Raw genomic sequence first — 18,023 nt, forward strand, 5'->3', positions numbered from 1 at the left:
CTGAATTCGCGATTCACGGGCACGACCGTACCCGGCGCGGCACGTACGCACCGAGCGGCGCGGCGCACTACTGTGCACTGGCGGCAGTGCAGTTCGACACCGACGATCACACGTAAAAGGACATTCGGCACATATGAAGCAGAGATCGGTCGGCACCAGCGGACTTCGAGTCTCGAGACTCGGCCTCGGCACCCTCGGATGGGGTAGCGGAACCGACGGTGACGACGCCGCAGCGCAGTTGTCGGCGTTCGCCGAGGCCGGCGGCACGCTCGTCGACACGTCTCCGGCGTACGGCGATGGACGGGCGCAACGAGTGCTCGCCGAGTTGCTCGACGACGTCGTCCCGCGGCACGAATTGGTGATCAGCAGCGCAGCGGGCCTCAGTTCACGCTACGGCCGCTATCACGTGGATTGCTCGAGGCGCGGACTGCTCGGTCAACTCGACGCCACGCTGCGCGAACTGGGAACCGACTACCTGGACCTGTGGCAGGTTGCGACCTGGGACCCGATGACGCCGGTCGACGAGGTCGCCGCAACGCTCGACTACGCGGTGACCAGCGGACGGGTTCGCTACACCGGAGCCCGCGGATACCTCGGCTGGCAACTGGCGACGGCAGCGGGCGCAGCCGGTACCGGGCGCATCGTGGCCACTCAGGCGGAGTACTCACTGCTCGCGCGCGGAATCGAGGACGAGCTGGTTCCCGCCGCGCACCACCACGGCATCGGCATCCTCGCGGCGGTACCCCTGGCAGGCGGCGTCCTGACGGGCAAGTACCGCAGCGGCATACCCGCGGACTCCCGCGGGGCCGACGAGCTGCACGCCGAGGCCGTGCACGCGTACCTGACCGATTCCGCCGTGGGCGTCGTCGACGCGGCCGTCACCGCTGCCGACGGTCTGGCCACCTCTCCCCTGGTGGTCGCACTCGCGTGGGCGCGGGACCGACCGGGAGTGAGCAGCGCGATCGTGGGAGCGCGGGACCTCGCGCAATTGATGGGCGCACTGATGGCCGAGGAACTCGAGCTGCCGCCAGCGATCGCGTCGGCCCTGGACGACGTCAGCGCCTGATCACGCACCAACATCGGACAGGCTAACCTTCCGTGGTGACCGTCAACCGTCTCGCCGCCGTGCTCCTCGTCGCCGGAGTCCTGGTCGCCTGCTCGGCGAACACCCCCGGCACCGCATCCTCGGACTCCATCGGCCCCCGCACTGCCGTCGTCGACGATCCGAATCCGGAACCCGTCGTCGACGATCCGGCGGAGGTACTACCCGTGACCGTGACCGGATTCGACGGCGTCCCCGTCACGGTGACGGACAACAGCCGCATCGTCGCTGCGGACCAGTACGGCACGCTGGCCGAGACCGTCTTCGCGCTCGGACTCGGCGACAACCTCGTCGGTCGTGACACCTCGGCTGCATTTCCCGCGGCCGAGAACGTGCCCGACGTCACCCCGACCGGCCATTCGCTGAGCGCCGAGGGAATTCTGGCGCTGTCGCCGACCGTCGTACTGACCGATACCAGCATCGGTCCACGTGCCGTGCAGGATCAGATCCGAGCCGCGGGCATTCCGCTCGTGTACTTCGATCCCACGCGCACTCTGGCCGGCGTCGCCCCTCAGATCGAGGCCGTCGCAGCTGCCCTGGGTGTGCCCGACGCCGGTGTAGCACTCGCCGAACGAACGCACACCGAGATCTCGGCAGCGGAGAACGCCGCACCCGAGTCCTCGGAACCGCCGAAGATCGCGTTTCTGTACATGCGCGGTCCGGCGATCAAGATGCTCGCCGGACCCGGCTCGGGAGCGGATGCACTGATCGAGGCTCTCGGTGCCAGGGACGCCGGTGTCGAATCGGGTCTGACCGAACAATTCGTGCCGGTGACCAGCGAGGCGTTGATCGCCGCGGCACCCGACGTCATTCTCATGATGACCAAGGGCCTGGAATCGATCGGCGGAATCGAGGGGCTCGAGCAGATCCCCGGAATCGCGCAGACCCCGGCAGGCCGAGATCGCCGGGTGGTGGACATGGACGACGGCACCATCCTCAGTTTCGGCCCGAACACGGGAAAGGTGTTGGGCGCACTGTCGAAGGCCGTGTACGACCCGGCGTCATGACCGACCGCGCACTCGCCGAAACGCGCACGGGCGGAGGGCGGGTCCTTGCAACATTCGGAGCCCTGGTCGCGGCACTGGTGTGTCTGGCCCTGATCTCGGCCGTCGTGGGGCAGGTGCCGACGACACCGCTGGAAGTGTTGGGCAGCCTCGCGCATCGGGTGGGACTCGACATCGGCCCGATGCCCGCACACCCCAGTGGCGAGGTGACGTTGTGGCAGGTCCGATTCCCGCGCCTGACTCTGGCAATCGTCGTCGGCGCGTGTCTGGGGTGCGCGGGTGCGCTGCTCCAGGGGGTGTTCGCCAATCCGTTGGCCGAGCCGGGTGTCGTCGGGGTCTCCTCGGGCGCTGCCGTCGGTGCCAGCTCGGTCATCGTGCTCGGCGGCAGCTTCGCCGGAGTCTGGAGTGTGGCGTTCGCAGCATTCGTCGGCGGGCTCGTCACCACGATCGCCGTGTATTTCCTCGCCCGCAACGCAGGACGCACCGAAGTGGTGACGCTCATCCTCACCGGCGTTGCAGTCAATGCATTCGCCGGCGGTGCCATCGCGTTCGTCACGTTCGTCGCCAGTCCCGCAGCCCGCGATCAGATCGTGTTCTGGCAACTGGGGTCACTCGCGGGCGCGACCTGGCAGTCGGTGGCCGTGGTCGGCCCGCTCGCACTGCTCGGAATCGGAGCATCCCTGGCGATCGCGCGCCGACTCGACCTGCTTGCGCTCGGAGAGAATGTCGCACGCCATCTGGGAGTGAACGTCGAACGCCTCAGACAGTTCGCCATCGTCGTCGTCGCCCTGCTCGTCGCGTCCGGCGTCGCCTTCACCGGAATCATTCTGTTCGTGGGTCTGGTGGTTCCGCACGCCATGCGGATGGTGCTCGGCCCCGCCCATCGACTCCTGATCCCGGCCAGCGCCCTCGCCGGCTCCGTCGTGCTGCTCGCTGCCGATCTAGTCACCCGCACCCTCGTCGCGAACGTCGACCTGCCGCTCGGCATGGTGACCTCACTGGCGGGTGCCCCGTTCTTCTTCTGGCTGCTCCGCCGTACCCGTGCTCGCCAGGGCGGCTGGGCGTGACGAAGCGAATCGGCACGGCACGCAACGACATCCCGGTCATCCCGAAACCGGGTTCGAAGACCCTCGTCGCCCGCGGAGTCTCCGCACGGCGCGGGAACGCGACGGTGTTGTCCGACGTCCACCTCGACGTGGTCGCCGGCGAGATACTGGCGCTGGTGGGCCCCAACGGCGCGGGCAAATCGACGCTGCTGTCGGTCATGGCGGGAGACACCGAGCCCAGCGCCGGGTCGGTTCTACTGGACGAGAAGCACCTGAACCGCCTCCGCACGGTCGACGTGGCCAGGCGGCGTGCGGTGCTGCCTCAGCACCACAGCGTCGGGTTCGCGTTCACGGCCGGCCAGATCGTTCGAATGGGTCGAGCCCCCTGGGTCGGTACGTCGGCCGCGCGCAACGACGACGACCGCGTCGCCGCAGCCATGTCCGCGTGCGACGTAGCGGACTTCTCTCATCGACCGTTCGCGTCGCTCTCCGGTGGCGAGCAGGCCAGAGTTGCGCTGGCGCGCGTCATAGCCCAGGACACCGCGACGATCATGCTGGACGAGCCCACTGCCGCACTCGACCTGGGACATCAGGAGTCGGTCATGGCTGTGGTGCGCTCACTCGCGGCCGCCGGCCGCGCCGTAGTCGTCGTGCTGCACGATCTCGGCCTCGCGGCGGCCTACGCCGACTGCGTCGCGATCCTGGACTCGGGTGAACTGGTCGCAACCGGTCCGCCGCGGGAGGTGCTCACCGCCGAACGGCTGGCCCGGGTCTACCGACACCCCGTCGACGTGTTCGACCATCCCGTGACGGGCGAACAGCTGGTGGTTCCCCACCGTGTCAGAAACCCTCCAGCACGGAATTGACCCGGTTGAAGAAGGCTCGAACTGCGGTGGTGTCCCGCTGTGACGCATCGGACAGCTGCTGCGCATGGGCGACCGCGTCACGAACCACACCGACGATGCTGCGCTCGTCCGTCAGATCGACCTCGGTGACCGAATGCTCGGCAACCGCCTCGACCTCGGACCGATCCGGTACCGGAGATTGCACATCGGCGCGGTATATCTCCACGTACAGGGTGCTTCGATGCACACGAAACGCGAACGCCCGACCGTCGTCGGTGCGTCCGAAGCCGTTCGGGTGCGTTCCCGCGTTCACTTCCTCGACGACGAAGTGTGTTTCCTCGGTTCCCACGTCCACTCCCATGTCGTGTACTCACCTCGCCCGATCACGCTACCGCCTGTTCGGGCGAGACCGAACGACAACCGATCCGGCGCGGTCGATTTCGCCGAGGTCGCTGCACGCTGGTACAGATGTGGCAACGCCTCCACAGGCAGCGTCTTCTCGAGGAAGTAGGTTCGGCCTCATGCGAACACCGTCGGCTCGGTCCGTTCGAGCGGCAGTCGCGTCCGCGCTCGCCGTCGTCACAGTCCTGTCGGTCGGCGGGTGTTCCAGCGACGACGAGAACGCCGACGACATCTCCGTCGACCCCCGACCGCCGGCCGAGTCCCCCGAAGCCACTGCCACCCCCGCCGGAACCGTCAGCGCGTTCGCGCCCGTGGACGCCCTCACGTTCGACCCCGTCACCCGCACCCTCGTGGCGCTGACCGACGCATCGACAACCGTGACCCTGGCCCGCGACGGTGCCGCAGCGCAGACCCAGGTGGTCGATCTGGGCGCCACGGGAGCAGCACTCGTCGCCGGACGGGACTCGACAGTGCTGGTGCCCATGGACGGTTCCGTCGCGAGGATCTCCGTGGTGGACGGACAGCGGACTGCCCTGCCTGTCGACGGCGACGCGCTGTCCGCAGCAGACCTACCCGACGGCACGACGGCTGTCGGGGACGACACCGGAGCGGTCCGTGTACTCGACACGAACGGTGACGTCACCACCACGGTCTCCGGCGGCAGCGTGACCTCCGCCGATGCTCTGTCCAGTACACCGAACGGGGTCTCGGTTCTCGATCGTCGCCAGACGTCGGTGACCGACCTGAATCTGGACGACGGCACACTCGGAGTGGCCTTGCGCGCAGGCGAAGGTGCCGCGGAGATGACCAGCGACGAGTTCGGCCGCTTGCTGGTCACCGATTCGACGGGGACCGAGTTGCTCGTCTTCACCTCGCACGATCTGCTGATGCGGCAACGCTTTCCGGTCGGGTCGCAGCCGTGGGCGATCGCCTACGATGAGCAGTCCGGTGTCGTATGGGTGACGCTTCCGGCTCTCAACGAGGTGGTCGGGTACACACTCGATACCGGAATTCCGGTCGAGGCCGGGCGGTTGGCCACTGTGCGGCAGCCGAATTCGGTTGCTGTCGACGCCGACACCGGCGACCTGTACGTGGGATCGGCTACCGGTGACGGACTGCAGCGCATCCCTGCTGCCGGTCGTTGACCCGCGTGGACGCGGGAGTGGAGCCTGCAGGAACGAACCGTACGTACGGAGGAGGCATATGAACGCGCATGACAGTTCGGTACCCGGTCGCGCGAAGATGCCCGTCGGATGGGAAGTGTCTGCGTCCGACGATTGGGAGTACGTGCCGTTGCGGCTGCCGCCGGACGTGACCCGGGTGACGGCCTCGATGCGGCTGGCGATTCAGGCGGAGTTCGGCGGCTGGGAACTGTCGCGGGTTCGGCTGTACACCGATGGCAGCAGGCGTGTGTTGCTCAAACGCAAGAAAACCGCGCATCACATCCCCGAGCCCGGAATCTGAGCCCGTCGCAGTACTGTTCGACCGCACGATCGTTGACACCACCGCATGAGTTCGACCGAGCCAGATCGACCGGAGAGAAGACCGTGGGAGACCGCCTGTACCGAGTTCTGTTGCGCCTGATGTTCCTCGTGCCACCGGAGAGGATCCATCACCTGGCGTTTCGGGTGCTCCGCGTCGTCGCCGTCGTGCCGCCGCTCCGCTACCTGGCCGAGAAGGCGTTCGTGGTCGACGATCCACGACTGCGCTCGACGGTGTTCGGCGTCGACTTCCCGGCTCCGCTCGGCCTCGCGGCCGGCTTCGACAAGAATGCCGACGGAATCGACGCGTGGGGGCCGATCGGATTCGGTTTCGCCGAGATCGGCACCGTGACAGCGCAGAGCCAGCCGGGCAATCCGACGCCGCGCCTGTTCCGATTGCCTCAGGACCGCGCCATCGTCAACCGCATGGGCTTCAACAACCACGGTGCCGAGCACGCCGCCCAGCGTGTCCGCGCCAGGCGCACGGGTATCCCGATCGGTGCCAACATCGGCAAGACCAAGATCGTGGAGCCGGTGGATGCCGCCGCGGACTACACGGCCAGCGCCCGGCTTCTGGGCCCGTTGGCGGACTTCGTGGTCGTCAACGTCAGCTCCCCCAACACCCCTGGGCTACGTGACCTTCAGGCCGTCGAATCGTTGCGGCCGATCCTCGAGGCGGTTCAGTCCGTGGTGACGGTGCCGGTATTGGTCAAGATCGCCCCGGACCTGTCCGACGAGGACATCGACGCCGTGGCCGATCTGGCCGTCGAACTCGGTCTCGACGGAATCGTGGCCACCAACACGACGATCTCCCGCGCCGGGCTGCGCACCGACGCCGACGTGGTCGCCACAGCAGGAGCAGGTGGCCTGTCCGGTGCTCCGCTGGCTGACCGCTCGCTCGAGGTGCTGCGACGTCTCTACCGCCGAGTGGGCACCCGGCTGACGCTGATTTCCGTCGGCGGAATCGAGACCGAGGCGCAGGCGTGGGAACGCATCACTGCGGGCGCGTCACTGGTGCAGGGTTACACCGGATTCATCTACGGCGGCCCGCTGTGGATCAAGAACATTCACCGGGGACTGGCTACTCGGCTCGAGGCACACGGCTTCGCCACGATCACCGATGCGGTGGGCTCGGCGAACAAGCCCTGAACCGTCGGGTGTCGGAACCAGTGTTTCGACACCCGACGATCGAGCTCAGGCCTCGTAGATGCCGGTGAGGACCGCACGACCGATGGCGTGCGAGAACAGATTGAAGCCGAGGTAGGCCGGGGTGGCCGTCTCGTCCACTTCGAGCCGTTCGACGTCCACCGCGTGAACCACGATGAAGTAGCGGTGCGGGCCGTGGCCTGCGGGCGGAGCAGCACCGATGTAGCGGAACAGGCCGGCGTCGTTCTTGAGCGTCACCGCGGTGCTCGGTACCCCGGTCCCGCCGTCGTCGCCCGCGCCCGACACCAGCGAGGTCGTCTCGACGGGGATGTTCGCCACTGCCCAGTGCCAGAAGCCGGATGCCGTCGGCGCGTCGGGGTCGTAGACGGTGACGGCGAAGCTCTTGGTGCCCTCGGGGAATCCGGACCAGGACAGCTGCGGAGAGTTGTCGTGCCCACCGGCTCCCATGATTCCACTGACCTGCTGAGCGGCCAATGTCTGGCCGTCCTCGACGTCCTCGGACGTCAACTCGAAGGATGGTAGGTCCGGAAGCGAGTCGTATGGGTTGTACGCCACGATGGTTCCTTTCGTATCAGCTGTGCAGCAAGAAGTGTTCGAGTACCTGTGTACCGAACTCCAACGATTCCACGGGTACTCGTTCGTCGATGCCGTGAAACAACGCCGCGAAATCCAGTTCCGGTGGCAACTTCAGCGGAGCGAAGCCGAAGCAGCGAATACCGATGCGCGCGAATGCTTTTGCGTCGGTTCCGCCGGACAGCATGTAGGGAACGGTTCGACCGTTCGGGTCGTGTGCCAGGACTGCGTCGTTCATCGCGTCGACGAGATCGCCGTCGAACGTGGTCTCGTACGGTTCGAGTTTCGTGATCCATTCGCGTTCGACGTTCGGGCCGATCAACTCGTCGACCTCCTTCTCGAAGGCCGCCTGCCGCCCCGGCAGCACTCGGCAGTCCACCACTGCCGTCGCCGTCTGCGGAATCACGTTCGCCTTGTAGCCGGCCGAGAGCATCGTCGGGTTCGCGGTGTCGCGAAGGGTCGCTCCGACGATGCGGGCGATGCTGCCGAGTTTGAGCAGGGTGCCGTCGATGTCCGGTGACGTCGGGTCGAAATCGAGACCCGATTCCTCCGAGACCGCCTGCAGAAATTGCGAGACCGATTCGGTGAGCACCAGCGGAAACGTGTGATTGCCCAGTTTGGCCACTGCCTCGGCGAGGTACGTCACGGCGTTGTCGTCGTGCAGGAAGGATCCGTGTCCGGCGCGGGCCTTGGCCGTCAGCCGCATCCACGCCAGGCTCTTCTCCGCCGTCTCGACCATGTAGAGCCGCTTCTCGGTGCCGTCCGGACGAGCGACGGTGAGCGAGAACCCGCCGACCTCGCCGACCGCCTCGGTGACGCCCTCGAACAGATCGGGTCGGTTGTCGACCAACCAGTGCGATCCGTACTTACCGCCCGCCTCCTCGTCCGCCAGGAACGCGAACAGGATGTCGCGGGGTGGGACGGTTCCGTTGGACTTGAACTGGCGGGCCAGCGCGAGAGCCATGCCGACCATGTCCTTCATGTCCACCGCGCCTCGGCCCCACACGTAACCGTCCTCGACGGCCCCGGAGAACGGATGCACGCTCCAGTCGGCGGGTTCGGCCGGTACGACATCCAGGTGTCCGTGGACCAGCAGCGCGCCGCGAGAGGAGTCCGCTCCGCGCAGCCACGCGAACACGTTGCCTCGACCCGGGGCACCGGACTCGACGTACTCCGTCTCGTAGCCCACCTCTTCGAGCTTGCTCGCCACCCACTCGGCGCATTCCTTCTCGCCGACGGTCGTGTCGAGCTCCCCCGTGTTCGAGGTATCGAACCGGATGAGGGAACTGACGAGATCCACGACTTCGTCGAGGGCAACGGTGGCGTCGATATCGGTTGTGTTTCCGGGATTGCTCACATCGTTGGGCACACGTCGTTCCTACCACCAGAATCCGCTCCGGGCACCATGAGAAACGGCCTCGAGCATGAACTGACGTGGGGATTTGGGTTATCGGGAACCCGTCGGATAATCTTACGCAGCACACAGCGGCCGGCTGTGAAAGCAACAAAAGAATATGCGGCAGAGGTCGCACTTGTCCGAGTGGCGGAATGGCAGACGCGCTAGCTTGAGGTGCTAGTGTCCTATTAACGGACGTGGGGGTTCAAGTCCCCCCTCGGACACCGTCTGAAAGATGTAGTCAGACAAAGATTTTCACAGATCTGAGTTGAGACAGACGAAACTGACCCTGATTCTTCGGAATCGGGGTCTTTTTCGTTCTGCACTCGCTTTCGTTCGGCTCGAAGGGGCCGATGCTAGGAGACCGACGATGGACGCGATCGACCCGACCGATCTCGAGACGTGCCTGCGCGTGCTGAAGCAGGCCGCAGAGCTGGACAAGAACCATCCGGATTCGATCGCTGTGCAGCGCGCATCCGGTGCCATGTTCAAAGATCTCAAGCGTGCTCGACGCGTCGCGGCGCGCAACGCCGTCAACGCGGCCGACCGTGCCGTCGTCGCCGCCACCGCAACCGGATCCCCGGACCGAATCGACGACGAGACCGCAGGACTGTCCCTGACCTCCCGCGCCGAGGGAGACATCGCAGGCACGTTGATCAAGGCTCGTCCCTGCTACATCTGCAAGCAGCGCTACACCCACGTCGACTCGTTCTATCACCAGCTGTGCCCGGAGTGCGCGACGCTCAATCGAGGCAAGCGCAACGCGCGAACCGATCTGTCCGGCCGGCGGGCGTTGCTGACCGGTGGTCGGGCGAAGATCGGGATGTACATCGCACTTCGACTGCTGCGCGACGGTGCACACACCACGATCACCACTCGCTTTCCCAACGACGCCGTGCGTCGCTTCGCCGCGATGGACGACAGTGACCAGTGGCTGCACCGTCTGCGCGTCGTCGGCATCGATCTTCGCGATCCGGCTCAGGTTGTGGCGCTTGCCGATTCGGTCGCGGCCGAGGGACCTCTGGACATCCTGATCAACAACGCCGCACAGACCGTCAAACGCTCCCCCGGTTCCTACAGCGCACTGGCCGATGCGGAGGCCGAACCATTGCCCGCAGCCCTGACCGAGGGCGCAGGACCGGAGCGGATCACGTTCGGCAAGACCAGTGATGCGCACCCCGCGTCACTGGCGAGCTCGTTGCCCGCCACCGCGATCGGCGGCCGATCGACTGCTGCCCTGAGCGCGGACGACGTGGCCTCGCTCGCCATGGTCGCCGGCTCGGTCACGGCCGAGAGGATCGAGAGCGGACTCGCCATCGATGCCGGCGGCCTGGTACCCGATCTCGCCGAGACCAACAGCTGGATCCACACCGTCGAGCAGGTCGACCCGGTGGAACTGCTCGAGGTGCAGCTCTGCAACTCCGTCGCACCGTTCATCCTGGTCTCGCGGCTACGCACCGCGATGGAGGCCTCGGACGCGCGGCGCAAGTACGTGGTGAACGTCTCGGCCATGGAAGGCCAGTTCGGCCGCGCGTACAAGGGGCCGGGCCACCCCCACACCAACATGGCCAAGGCCGCGCTGAACATGCTGACGCGCACCAGCGCGAAGGAGATGCTCGAGAGCGGAATCCTGATGACGGCCGTCGACACCGGCTGGATCACCGACGAACGGCCACACCCCACCAAGATGCGGCTCGCCGACGAAGGTTTCCACGCTCCACTCGACCTGGTCGACGGTGCCGCCCGGGTGTACGACCCGATCGTGCAGGGCGAACTCGGAGTCGATCTGTACGGCTCGTTCCTCAAGGACTACAAGCCGTCGCCCTGGTGATTTTCGCGTGCGTGCCCGTCGGCGAACGTGGGCTGCGATACTCGTAAGCCGAAGTCGTTGCGCGCGAGCGAACGGCCCTTCTTCACGCACCGATAGGCGGGCACCATGGGCGAGGACGTCGAGCGCCGTAAGTTCACCAGGCAGGACAGGCACGAGTTTCGCCAGAAGGTACAGGACTGTCTCGATGCCCTCGCGATCATGTTGGCCGACGAGACCTTCCACGTCGGTGAACCGCAGATCGGCATGGAGATCGAGCTCAATCTCGTCGACGACGACATGGAGCCGTCGATGGCCAACGCGGCGGTGCTCGACGCCATCGCCGATCCCGACTATCAAACCGAGCTCGGCCAGTTCAACATCGAGATCAACGTCGACCCTCGGCCACTGCGCGGTGCCTCTATCGCCGAGTTGGAGACGGACCTGCGTAGGTCGCTGAACGCAGCGGACGAACGCGCCCGCACCTCGGGTAGTCGTCTCGCCATGATCGGCATGCTCCCGACTCTGGACGAGGAGCACTTCGAGCACCGGTGGCTCTCGGCGAATCCGCGCTACGACCTGCTCAATCAGCAGATCTTCGCCGCGCGGGGCGAGGACATCGAACTGAAGATCGGCGGAGTTCGGCTGCCGGGTGCCGCCGCCGCCGAGGACCTGGACATCGTGACCGACACGATCCTGCCCGAGGCGGCCTGTACGTCGGTTCAGCTGCACCTGCAGGTGGCTCCGGACGAGTTCGCGTCGTATTGGAATGCAGCGCAAGCTCTTTCGGGTGTACAGGTGGCACTCGCCGCCAACTCGCCGTTCTTCGCCGGTCGCGCGCTGTGGCACGAGACCCGTATTCCGTTGTTCGAGCAGGCCACCGACACCAGGCCGCAGGAGCTCAAGAATCAGGGAGTCCGGCCGCGGGTGTGGTTCGGCGAACGTTGGATCACGTCGATCTTCGATCTCTTCGAGGAGAATTCGCGCTACTTCCCTGCGTTGCTGCCCGTCTGCAGCGAGGAGGATCCCAAGGCTGCGCTGGCCGAGGGCAAGACACCGTCGCTGTCCGAACTGCGCATGCACAACGGAACCGTCTACCGGTGGAACCGGCCGATCTACGACCGGTCCGGCGACGGCCACCACATCCGGCTCGAGAATCGCGTTCTGCCGGCCGGACCGTCGGTGGTCGACACCCTCGCGGACGCGGCGTTCTACTACGGAACCGTCCGCGCGCTGGCCGATGCCGACCGCCCGCTGTGGTCGCAGATGTCGTTCGACGCCGCCGAGGAGAACGTGCACTCCGCCGCCCGCGGCGGATTCGATTCGATGCTCTACTGGCCCGAGGTGGGCTGGGTGAGTCCGCAGGAACTGGTGCTGCGTCGGCTGCTGCCCCTGGCCGACGCCGGATTGGCCGCCTACGGCGTGGACGCGGCGGTCCGCGACCGCTATCTGGGGGTGATCGAGGCGCGGTGCCTGGCCAAGCAGTCCGGCTCGGTATGGCAGCGCAACGCCGTCGTCGCCCGTGAACGCGCCGGTGAGAAGCGCGATCGCGCACTCGCAGGAATGCTCGGTGATTACGTCACCCTCATGAATGCCGGAGAACCCGTGCACACCTGGACGAACTGACGGCGCGTCGACTCGCCGGGGTGACCCGCGTTAGTGTCGCTGGTATGAATTCGCCTGCATCCGACTCGACCATCGGCCCCGATCGCACTCACGACATCGTCGTCTACGGCGTCACCGGCTTCGTCGGGAAATTGACGGCGAAGTACCTCGCCGAGCATGCACCGGCAGACACCCGCATCGCCCTCGCAGGGCGCTCTACGGCGAGGGTGGAGGCCGCCAGGAAAGAACTGGGCTCCAGGGCTCAGCAGTGGTCCGTTCTCGAGGCCGACGCAACCGACCTCGCATCGCTCGAGGCCATGGCCCGATCGACCCGAGTCGTCATCACCACGGTCGGTCCCTACGCCAAGTACGGCTTGGAATTGGCAACGGCGTGCGCCGAGGCCGGGACGGACTACGTCGACCTCACCGGCGAGGTCCTGTTCGCTCGCGAGAGCATCGATGCCAACCACGAGATCGCTCAGCGCACCGGGGCCCGCATCGTTCACTCGTGCGGCTTCGATTCCATCCCGTCCGACATCGGCGTACACGCGCTGTACGAGGCCGTCACCGCAGACAACGCCGGTGAGCTGACCGACACGACCCTGGTGGTGACGTCGATGTCCGGTGGGGTCAGCGGCGGCACCATCGACTCGCTGCGCGGGCAGATCGAGGCGATGAAGAAGGACAAGCGGGCCCGACGCATCGCCGCGCGGCCGTACTCGCTCAGTCCCGATCGCGGCCTCGAGCCGCAACTCGGTCGCCAACTCGACACCGTGCTGATCGACGGCAAGAAGATCGACCCGAGCCTGCGTGGCTGGAAAGCTCCCTTCGTGATGGCCTCGTACAACACACGAGTCGTCCGGCGCACCAATGCACTCCGCGACTGGGCCTACGGCAAGCAGTTTCGCTACAGCGAGGTGATGAGCGTCGGCTCGTCGTTCGCCAGCCCTGTCCTCGCCGGTGCTCTGTCTGCCGGGCTGTTCGTCGGCGTGTCTGCGATGACTGTGCTTCCGGCCAAGGTGCTCGACCGCATTCTGCCCAAGCCGGGCACCGGCCCCAGTGAAAAAGCCCGCGAGAAGGGACATTTCACGGTCGACCTGTACACCCTCACCACGTCGGGGGCTCGCTACCGGGCCCGGGTCAAGGCCTCGGGAGACCCCGGCTACAAGGCCACCGCCGTCATGCTGGCGGAGTCGGCACTCGCGCTCGTGTACGGCGGCGACGCCTTGCCGAAGGCCGCAGGAGTTCTCACTCCCGCCACTGCGATCGGCGACGTTCTCGTCGATCGTCTCAATGCTGCCGGAATGGAGATCTGGGCCAAGCGGAACTGATCGACCGCGAACTACGACCGCGGGGAGGCCGAGGACAGCTCGGTGTAGAGCTCCTCGGCCTCCGCGGTCGAGTCGACCTGTGGCGGTGAGCCTTCCAACGGTTGGGTGGCGGACTCGCGCAGAAACCCGACCGCGACGAGGCCGACAACACCGCTCACGACGAGGTAGTACGCAGGGATCATCGGGCTACCCGTTGCGCTGACCAACGCAGAGGTGACCAGCGGCGTCGTACCACCGAAGATCGACACCGACAGATTGAACCCGATCGACAGCGCCGCGTAGCGAATCCGGGTGGGAAACAGGGCCGGTAGCGTCGATGCGCTCGGTGCCGCGAAACAGGCCAGGACGAGGCCCAGCAGCACGCATGCGATCAGCGGCCCCAGCCACCCACTGCTGCGCAGCAACAGGAAGCACGGCACGGCCAGAACGATCTGTCCGACGGCACCGAAGACGAACACCGGTTTGCGGCCGATTCGATCGGTCAGCCTGCCGACACCCACGATGACACTCACCACGACGACCATCGCCGACAGGACGAGCAAGTCGGCGCTGAGCTGACTGCGGCCGACGACCTCGGTGAAGTACGTGGGTAGATACGACGTCACCATGTAGTTGGTCACGTTGTACAGCAACACGATTCCCATGCAGATCAACAGAGCCCGCCAATGGTCGGTGAAGATCTTTCCGATCGACCTCCGACCGCTCTCCTGCGCCTTGACCTTGCTGTCGTGTTCGTCGAGTTGTTTGCGGAACGCAGGGGTGTCTTCCAGCTTGAGCCGCAGGTACAGCCCGATCAGACCCATCGGTCCTGCGACGAAGAACGGTATGCGCCAGCCCCATTCGACCATCGTGGCGTCACCCAACACCGCGTTGAGGATCGTCACCAAGCCCGAGCCCATGGCATAACCGACGAAAGTGCCGAAGTCGAGCCAACTACCGAGAAAACCACGACGCTTGTCCGGGGAGTACTCGGCGATGAACGTCGTGGCACCGCCGTACTCGCCGCCGGTGGAAAAGCCTTGAACCAGGCGCGCGACGAGTAGAAGAATCGGTGCCCAGATCCCGATGGTCGCGTAACTGGGGATGAGTCCGACGGCCAGCGTGCCGATCGCCATCATGATCATCGTCGCGGCGAGTACCTTCTGCCGCCCGATTCGGTCCCCCAGTGGTCCGAAGAACAGGCCTCCGAGTGGACGGACGACGAACGCTGCCGCGAACGTGGCGAATGTCGAGATGAGCTGCACTGCGGGCGTGGCGTCGGGGTAGAACACCTTGCCCAATGTCGCGGCCAGGTAGCCGTACACACCGAAGTCGAACCACTCCATCGTGTTGCCGAGAGCAGCTGCCGACACCGCACGCTTGAGCATCGGCTGATCGACGACGGTGATGCTCTCCTGCGAGAGCGCCGGCTTCCTGCGCATTCGGTTCGTGAACGCGTCGCGTCGAAGAAGCTGGACGTGTCGATGTCCCCACCGCGTGTGCTGCGGGGTTGTCTCAGGCTCTCGGGCTACGGTCATTCCAGCAACGTTAGCCAGACAAACGATGTGATTTCAAACGACCGAACTCGGTCTACCGATGTTCCTCCAGGTGAACGGCAGGACGTCGAATGTGCCACACCACGTTGACAATTGGAGCAATTCGGCCAATCCGGACAGAGACCGTCTCGGGGCAACGACACCGATCGACGCACAGCTGGCAGGATGGACCGGTGCCGAACCACAACTACGGACTCACGGTGAACTGGACGGGCAACCGCGGCGTCGGTACCACCGGTGCCGCCGCCTACGACCGCGATCACATCGTCTCGGCACCCGGCAAGCCCGACCTCCACGCGAGCTCCGATCCGAGCTTTCGCGGCAACCCCACACGCTGGAATCCCGAGGAGATGCTCGTCGCCTCGCTGTCCAGTTGCCACATGCTGTGGTACCTCGGGCTCGCCGCCGCCTCGGGAGTGGTCGTCACCGACTACACCGACTCCCCCACCGGAGTGATGACCGAGCAATCCGACGGTTCGGGTCAGTTCGTCGAGGTCACCCTCGCTCCGGTCGTGACCGTCGTGGACCCGTCGATGGTGCCGCGCGCCGAGAAACTGCACGCATCGGCGTCTTCGAAGTGCTTCATCGCGCGATCGGTCAACTTTCCGGTGCGGCACACCCCGACGACGGAGGTGGCGTCGTGACCGTCCCCTTGATCGTCGACGTGGACACCGGAATCGACGATTCTCTCGCCTTGCTCTACTTGCTCGCCAGCGAGGATGCCGAGGTCCTCGGCATCGCATCCACCGCGGGCAATGTGCCGGTGAACCAGGTTGCCGCGAACAATCTCGCCTGGCTCGACCTGTGCCGCGCGGGCGATGTCGAGGTCTCGCTCGGCGCACAGGTACCCCTCGTGGCACCACTGATGACCACCGAGGACACCCACGGTCCGCAGGGCATCGGGTACGCGGAGCTTATGGTGTCGACGCGGCCGCTGTCCGACCGGGACGCCACCACGATGTGGGTGGAGCTGGTTCGTTCGCGGCCGGGCGAGATCACCGGACTGGTCACCGGTCCGCTGACCAATCTCGCTCTGGCGATCCGTCGGGATCCCGAGCTACCTCGACTGTTGAAGCGACTGGTGTTGATGGGCGGCGCATTTCAGCACCAGGGCAACACGACGCCGACCAGCGAGTGGAACATCGCCGTCGACCCCGAGGCCGCCGCGGAGGTGTTCGCGGCCTTCTCCGGACTACCGCCGGAACGCCATCCCATCGTCTGCGCGCTCGACATCACCGAGACCGTCGAAATGACCCCCGAACACATCCGGCGTCTTGCCGAACGCGCCGGAAGCGTTCCGGCCGAATCGATCTCGTCGAGCGATGCGCCGGGTGTCCGATCGATCGCGTCGAACCCGATCGTGCGGCACTTCTCCGACGCGGTGCGGTTCTACCTGGAATTCCATCGCGATCACGATCAAGGCTTCCTGGCGCACATGCACGATCCGTTTGCGGCCGCTGTCGCGCTGGACGCGGACATCGCCACCTACCGGCACGCGACCGTCGACGTCGAACTCGTCGGAACCCTCACACGGGGAACGACAGTGGCCGACTGGCGCGGGATGTGGGGTCGAGAACCGAATGCCGCGATCGCGACTCGTACGGACCCGGAGGCATTCTTCGACCGCTTGATCGAGCGTGTCGGGGATCTCGCCGCCCGGCTCTACCCCGCAATCCCGGTCGCCGAGACAGATTCAGGAATCGAAGGCGTCGAGTAGTTCCTGCGCAGCCAGCGCGGCGGTCAGTGAACCGTCACGTACCCGGGCTTCGACGTCGCCGCGTATCGCCTTGACGGAGGGATTCTGCGCCAGCCTGCGCAGCAGTTGATCGTTGACCATCGTCCACGTCCAATCGACCTGCTGCTTGCGACGCTTCTCGGCGAATTCGCCTGCGTCGCTGAGCACTTGCTGATGGCGTAGCACTGTGTCCCAGTACTCGTCGAGACCGGTGCCCTCGATGGCGCTCATCGTCAACACCGGGGGCTTCCAGATCGCGTCGTGCGGATAGATCAGCCGCAGCGCACCCGCCAACTCCCTCGCCGCGTTCTTCGCGTCGGTCGCGTGCTTGCCGTCGGCCTTGTTGACGGCCACCAGATCGGCGAGTTCGAGAACGCCCTTCTTGATGCCCTGCAACTGATCTCCGGTGCGCGCGAGCGTCAGGAACGTGAAGCAGTCGACCATGTTCGCGACCGTCACCTCGGACTGCCCGACGCCCACCGTCTCGACCAGAATGACGTCGAAGCCTGCTGCTTCGAGGAGCACGATCGTCTCCCGCGTCGCACGTGCGACCCCGCCCAAGGTTCCCGACGTCGGAGACGGCCGAATGTACGCGTTCTCCTGCACCGCGAGACGCGACATCCGGGTCTTGTCACCCAGGATGGAGCCACCGGTCCGCGTCGACGACGGGTCGACGGCCAGCACCGCGACTCGGTGCCCCTTCTCGATCAACCGCATTCCGAGCGCGTCGATGAAGGTCGATTTGCCGACCCCCGGCACGCCGGTGATGCCGACTCGATGGGAGCCACCGGCATCGGGCAGAACCCGCAGCAGCAACTGCTGAGCCAGGTCTCGATGATCCGATCGGGTCGACTCGACCAGCGTGATGGCACGCGCCAAACCGGATCGCTCGTTCGCTCGGACAGCGTCGGCCACCGCATCGATGTCGATGATTCGGCCTCTCGGCGACGCTGCACCGGTCGAGGAACTCGTGTTGCCGTTCGGAGAACCCATG

The 18,023-nt window shown here is 66.0% G+C and carries 17 protein-coding genes and 1 tRNA gene; 13 read left to right on the forward strand and 5 right to left on the reverse strand.

The features are described from left to right. Positions 1-133: 133 nt before the first annotated feature. From QM615_RS01030 to QM615_RS01045, 4 genes are read left to right on the forward strand one after another with little or no spacing between them, the layout of a single operon-like run. The gene (locus QM615_RS01030; protein ID WP_283346915.1) at positions 134-1,066 is read left to right on the forward strand and encodes an aldo/keto reductase; all 933 of its coding nucleotides are present in this window, start codon (positions 134-136) and stop codon (positions 1,064-1,066) included. A gap of 35 nt (positions 1,067-1,101) precedes the next feature. After that, on the forward strand, positions 1,102-2,109 hold the full coding sequence (locus QM615_RS01035) for a heme/hemin ABC transporter substrate-binding protein (protein ID WP_283346916.1): 1,008 nt from the start codon (positions 1,102-1,104) through the stop codon (positions 2,107-2,109). Further along, entirely contained in the window at positions 2,106-3,173 is a 1,068-nt protein-coding gene (locus tag QM615_RS01040) for a FecCD family ABC transporter permease (RefSeq protein ID WP_283346917.1), read from the forward strand. The genes QM615_RS01035 and QM615_RS01040 overlap by 4 nt, the downstream gene beginning before the upstream one ends. Next, the gene (locus tag QM615_RS01045) at positions 3,164-4,018 is read left to right on the forward strand and encodes a heme ABC transporter ATP-binding protein (protein ID WP_502941865.1); all 855 of its coding nucleotides are present in this window, start codon (positions 3,164-3,166) and stop codon (positions 4,016-4,018) included. Before QM615_RS01040 ends, QM615_RS01045 begins: the two co-directional genes overlap by 10 nt. Here QM615_RS01045 and QM615_RS01050 read toward each other — a convergent pair. Further along, entirely contained in the window at positions 3,993-4,358 is a 366-nt protein-coding gene (locus QM615_RS01050) for a hypothetical protein (RefSeq protein ID WP_149405801.1), read from the reverse strand. The genes QM615_RS01045 and QM615_RS01050 overlap by 26 nt on opposite strands. Before the next feature lie 160 nt (positions 4,359-4,518). Here QM615_RS01050 and QM615_RS01055 point away from each other — a divergent pair, with 160 nt between their 5' ends. The 3 genes from QM615_RS01055 to QM615_RS01065 all read left to right on the forward strand — a co-directional run bounded on the left by QM615_RS01055 (position 4,519) and on the right by QM615_RS01065 (position 7,029). Next, positions 4,519-5,544: a YncE family protein gene (locus tag QM615_RS01055; RefSeq protein WP_149405802.1), complete on the forward strand. Its 1,026-nt coding sequence runs from the start codon at positions 4,519-4,521 to the stop codon at positions 5,542-5,544. 58 nt (positions 5,545-5,602) lie between these two features. Next, positions 5,603-5,863, forward strand: coding sequence for a DUF5703 family protein (locus QM615_RS01060; protein ID WP_149405803.1), 261 nt, complete (start codon positions 5,603-5,605; stop codon positions 5,861-5,863). Positions 5,864-5,958: 95 nt separating this feature from the next. After that, positions 5,959-7,029, forward strand: a complete 1,071-nt coding sequence (locus tag QM615_RS01065) for a quinone-dependent dihydroorotate dehydrogenase (protein WP_283347152.1) — start codon at positions 5,959-5,961, stop codon at positions 7,027-7,029. A 45-nt stretch (positions 7,030-7,074) separates the two neighbouring features. Here the strand turns inward: QM615_RS01065 and QM615_RS01070 are convergent, their stop codons facing one another. Together QM615_RS01070 and QM615_RS01075 are read right to left on the reverse strand one after the other, a co-directional pair. Continuing rightward, positions 7,075-7,602, reverse strand: a complete 528-nt coding sequence (locus QM615_RS01070) for a YbhB/YbcL family Raf kinase inhibitor-like protein (RefSeq protein WP_068050809.1) — start codon at positions 7,600-7,602, stop codon at positions 7,075-7,077. Positions 7,603-7,618: 16 nt separating this feature from the next. After that, positions 7,619-8,950 (reverse strand): M20/M25/M40 family metallo-hydrolase, encoded by a 1,332-nt coding sequence (locus QM615_RS01075; RefSeq protein ID WP_082898618.1) that lies wholly within the window; start codon positions 8,948-8,950, stop codon positions 7,619-7,621. A gap of 204 nt (positions 8,951-9,154) precedes the next feature. On the opposite strand from QM615_RS01075, the gene QM615_RS01080 reads away from it, so the two are divergent. The 4 genes from QM615_RS01080 (at position 9,155) to QM615_RS01095 (ending at position 13,759) form a co-directional block, all read left to right on the forward strand. Then, positions 9,155-9,240 (forward strand) — tRNA-Leu (locus tag QM615_RS01080). A gap of 146 nt (positions 9,241-9,386) precedes the next feature. Continuing rightward, entirely contained in the window at positions 9,387-10,847 is a 1,461-nt protein-coding gene (locus QM615_RS01085; RefSeq protein WP_283346919.1) for an SDR family NAD(P)-dependent oxidoreductase, read from the forward strand. A gap of 105 nt (positions 10,848-10,952) precedes the next feature. Further along, a complete protein-coding gene (locus tag QM615_RS01090) occupies positions 10,953-12,449 on the forward strand; it encodes a glutamate-cysteine ligase family protein (protein WP_094670049.1) in 1,497 nt (498 codons plus the stop codon). Positions 12,450-12,493: 44 nt separating this feature from the next. Then, entirely contained in the window at positions 12,494-13,759 is a 1,266-nt protein-coding gene (locus QM615_RS01095; RefSeq protein WP_283346920.1) for a saccharopine dehydrogenase family protein, read from the forward strand. Positions 13,760-13,770: 11 nt separating this feature from the next. Here the strand turns inward: QM615_RS01095 and proP are convergent, their stop codons facing one another. Then, the gene (gene proP, locus QM615_RS01100; RefSeq protein WP_283346921.1) at positions 13,771-15,180 is read right to left on the reverse strand and encodes a glycine betaine/L-proline transporter ProP; all 1,410 of its coding nucleotides are present in this window, start codon (positions 15,178-15,180) and stop codon (positions 13,771-13,773) included. Between the two features lie 287 nt (positions 15,181-15,467). Here proP and QM615_RS01105 point away from each other — a divergent pair, with 287 nt between their 5' ends. Both QM615_RS01105 and QM615_RS01110 read left to right on the forward strand, forming a co-directional pair. Further along, on the forward strand, positions 15,468-15,938 hold the full coding sequence (locus QM615_RS01105) for an OsmC family protein (RefSeq protein WP_283346922.1): 471 nt from the start codon (positions 15,468-15,470) through the stop codon (positions 15,936-15,938). Beyond that, positions 15,935-17,011: a nucleoside hydrolase gene (locus QM615_RS01110; RefSeq protein WP_283346923.1), complete on the forward strand. Its 1,077-nt coding sequence runs from the start codon at positions 15,935-15,937 to the stop codon at positions 17,009-17,011. The genes QM615_RS01105 and QM615_RS01110 overlap by 4 nt, the downstream gene beginning before the upstream one ends. Here QM615_RS01110 and meaB read toward each other — a convergent pair. Continuing rightward, positions 16,988-18,022: a methylmalonyl Co-A mutase-associated GTPase MeaB gene (gene meaB / locus QM615_RS01115; RefSeq protein WP_262498332.1), complete on the reverse strand. Its 1,035-nt coding sequence runs from the start codon at positions 18,020-18,022 to the stop codon at positions 16,988-16,990. The two genes, QM615_RS01110 and meaB, sit on opposite strands and share 24 nt — an antisense overlap. Position 18,023 lies beyond the last annotated feature (1 nt).

It is taken from the genome of Rhodococcus sp. IEGM 1341, from assembly GCF_030056895.1.
Taxonomy (GTDB): Bacteria; Actinomycetota; Actinomycetes; order Mycobacteriales; family Mycobacteriaceae; genus Rhodococcoides.

Coding starts and splice junctions, on each gene's coding strand:
- QM615_RS01030 (WP_283346915.1), top strand. CDS start 134: ATGAAGCAGAGATCGGTCGGCACCAGCGGACTTCGAGTCTCGAGACTC.
- QM615_RS01040 (WP_283346917.1), top strand. CDS start 2,106: ATGACCGACCGCGCACTCGCCGAAACGCGCACGGGCGGAGGGCGGGTC.
- QM615_RS01050 (WP_149405801.1), bottom strand. CDS start 4,358: ATGGGAGTGGACGTGGGAACCGAGGAAACACACTTCGTCGTCGAGGAA.
- QM615_RS01055 (WP_149405802.1), top strand. CDS start 4,519: ATGCGAACACCGTCGGCTCGGTCCGTTCGAGCGGCAGTCGCGTCCGCG.
- QM615_RS01060 (WP_149405803.1), top strand. CDS start 5,603: ATGAACGCGCATGACAGTTCGGTACCCGGTCGCGCGAAGATGCCCGTC.
- QM615_RS01085 (WP_283346919.1), top strand. CDS start 9,387: ATGGACGCGATCGACCCGACCGATCTCGAGACGTGCCTGCGCGTGCTG.
- QM615_RS01090 (WP_094670049.1), top strand. CDS start 10,953: ATGGGCGAGGACGTCGAGCGCCGTAAGTTCACCAGGCAGGACAGGCAC.
- QM615_RS01095 (WP_283346920.1), top strand. CDS start 12,494: ATGAATTCGCCTGCATCCGACTCGACCATCGGCCCCGATCGCACTCAC.
- proP (WP_283346921.1), bottom strand. CDS start 15,180: ATGCGCAGGAAGCCGGCGCTCTCGCAGGAGAGCATCACCGTCGTCGAT.
- meaB (WP_262498332.1), bottom strand. CDS start 18,022: ATGGGTTCTCCGAACGGCAACACGAGTTCCTCGACCGGTGCAGCGTCG.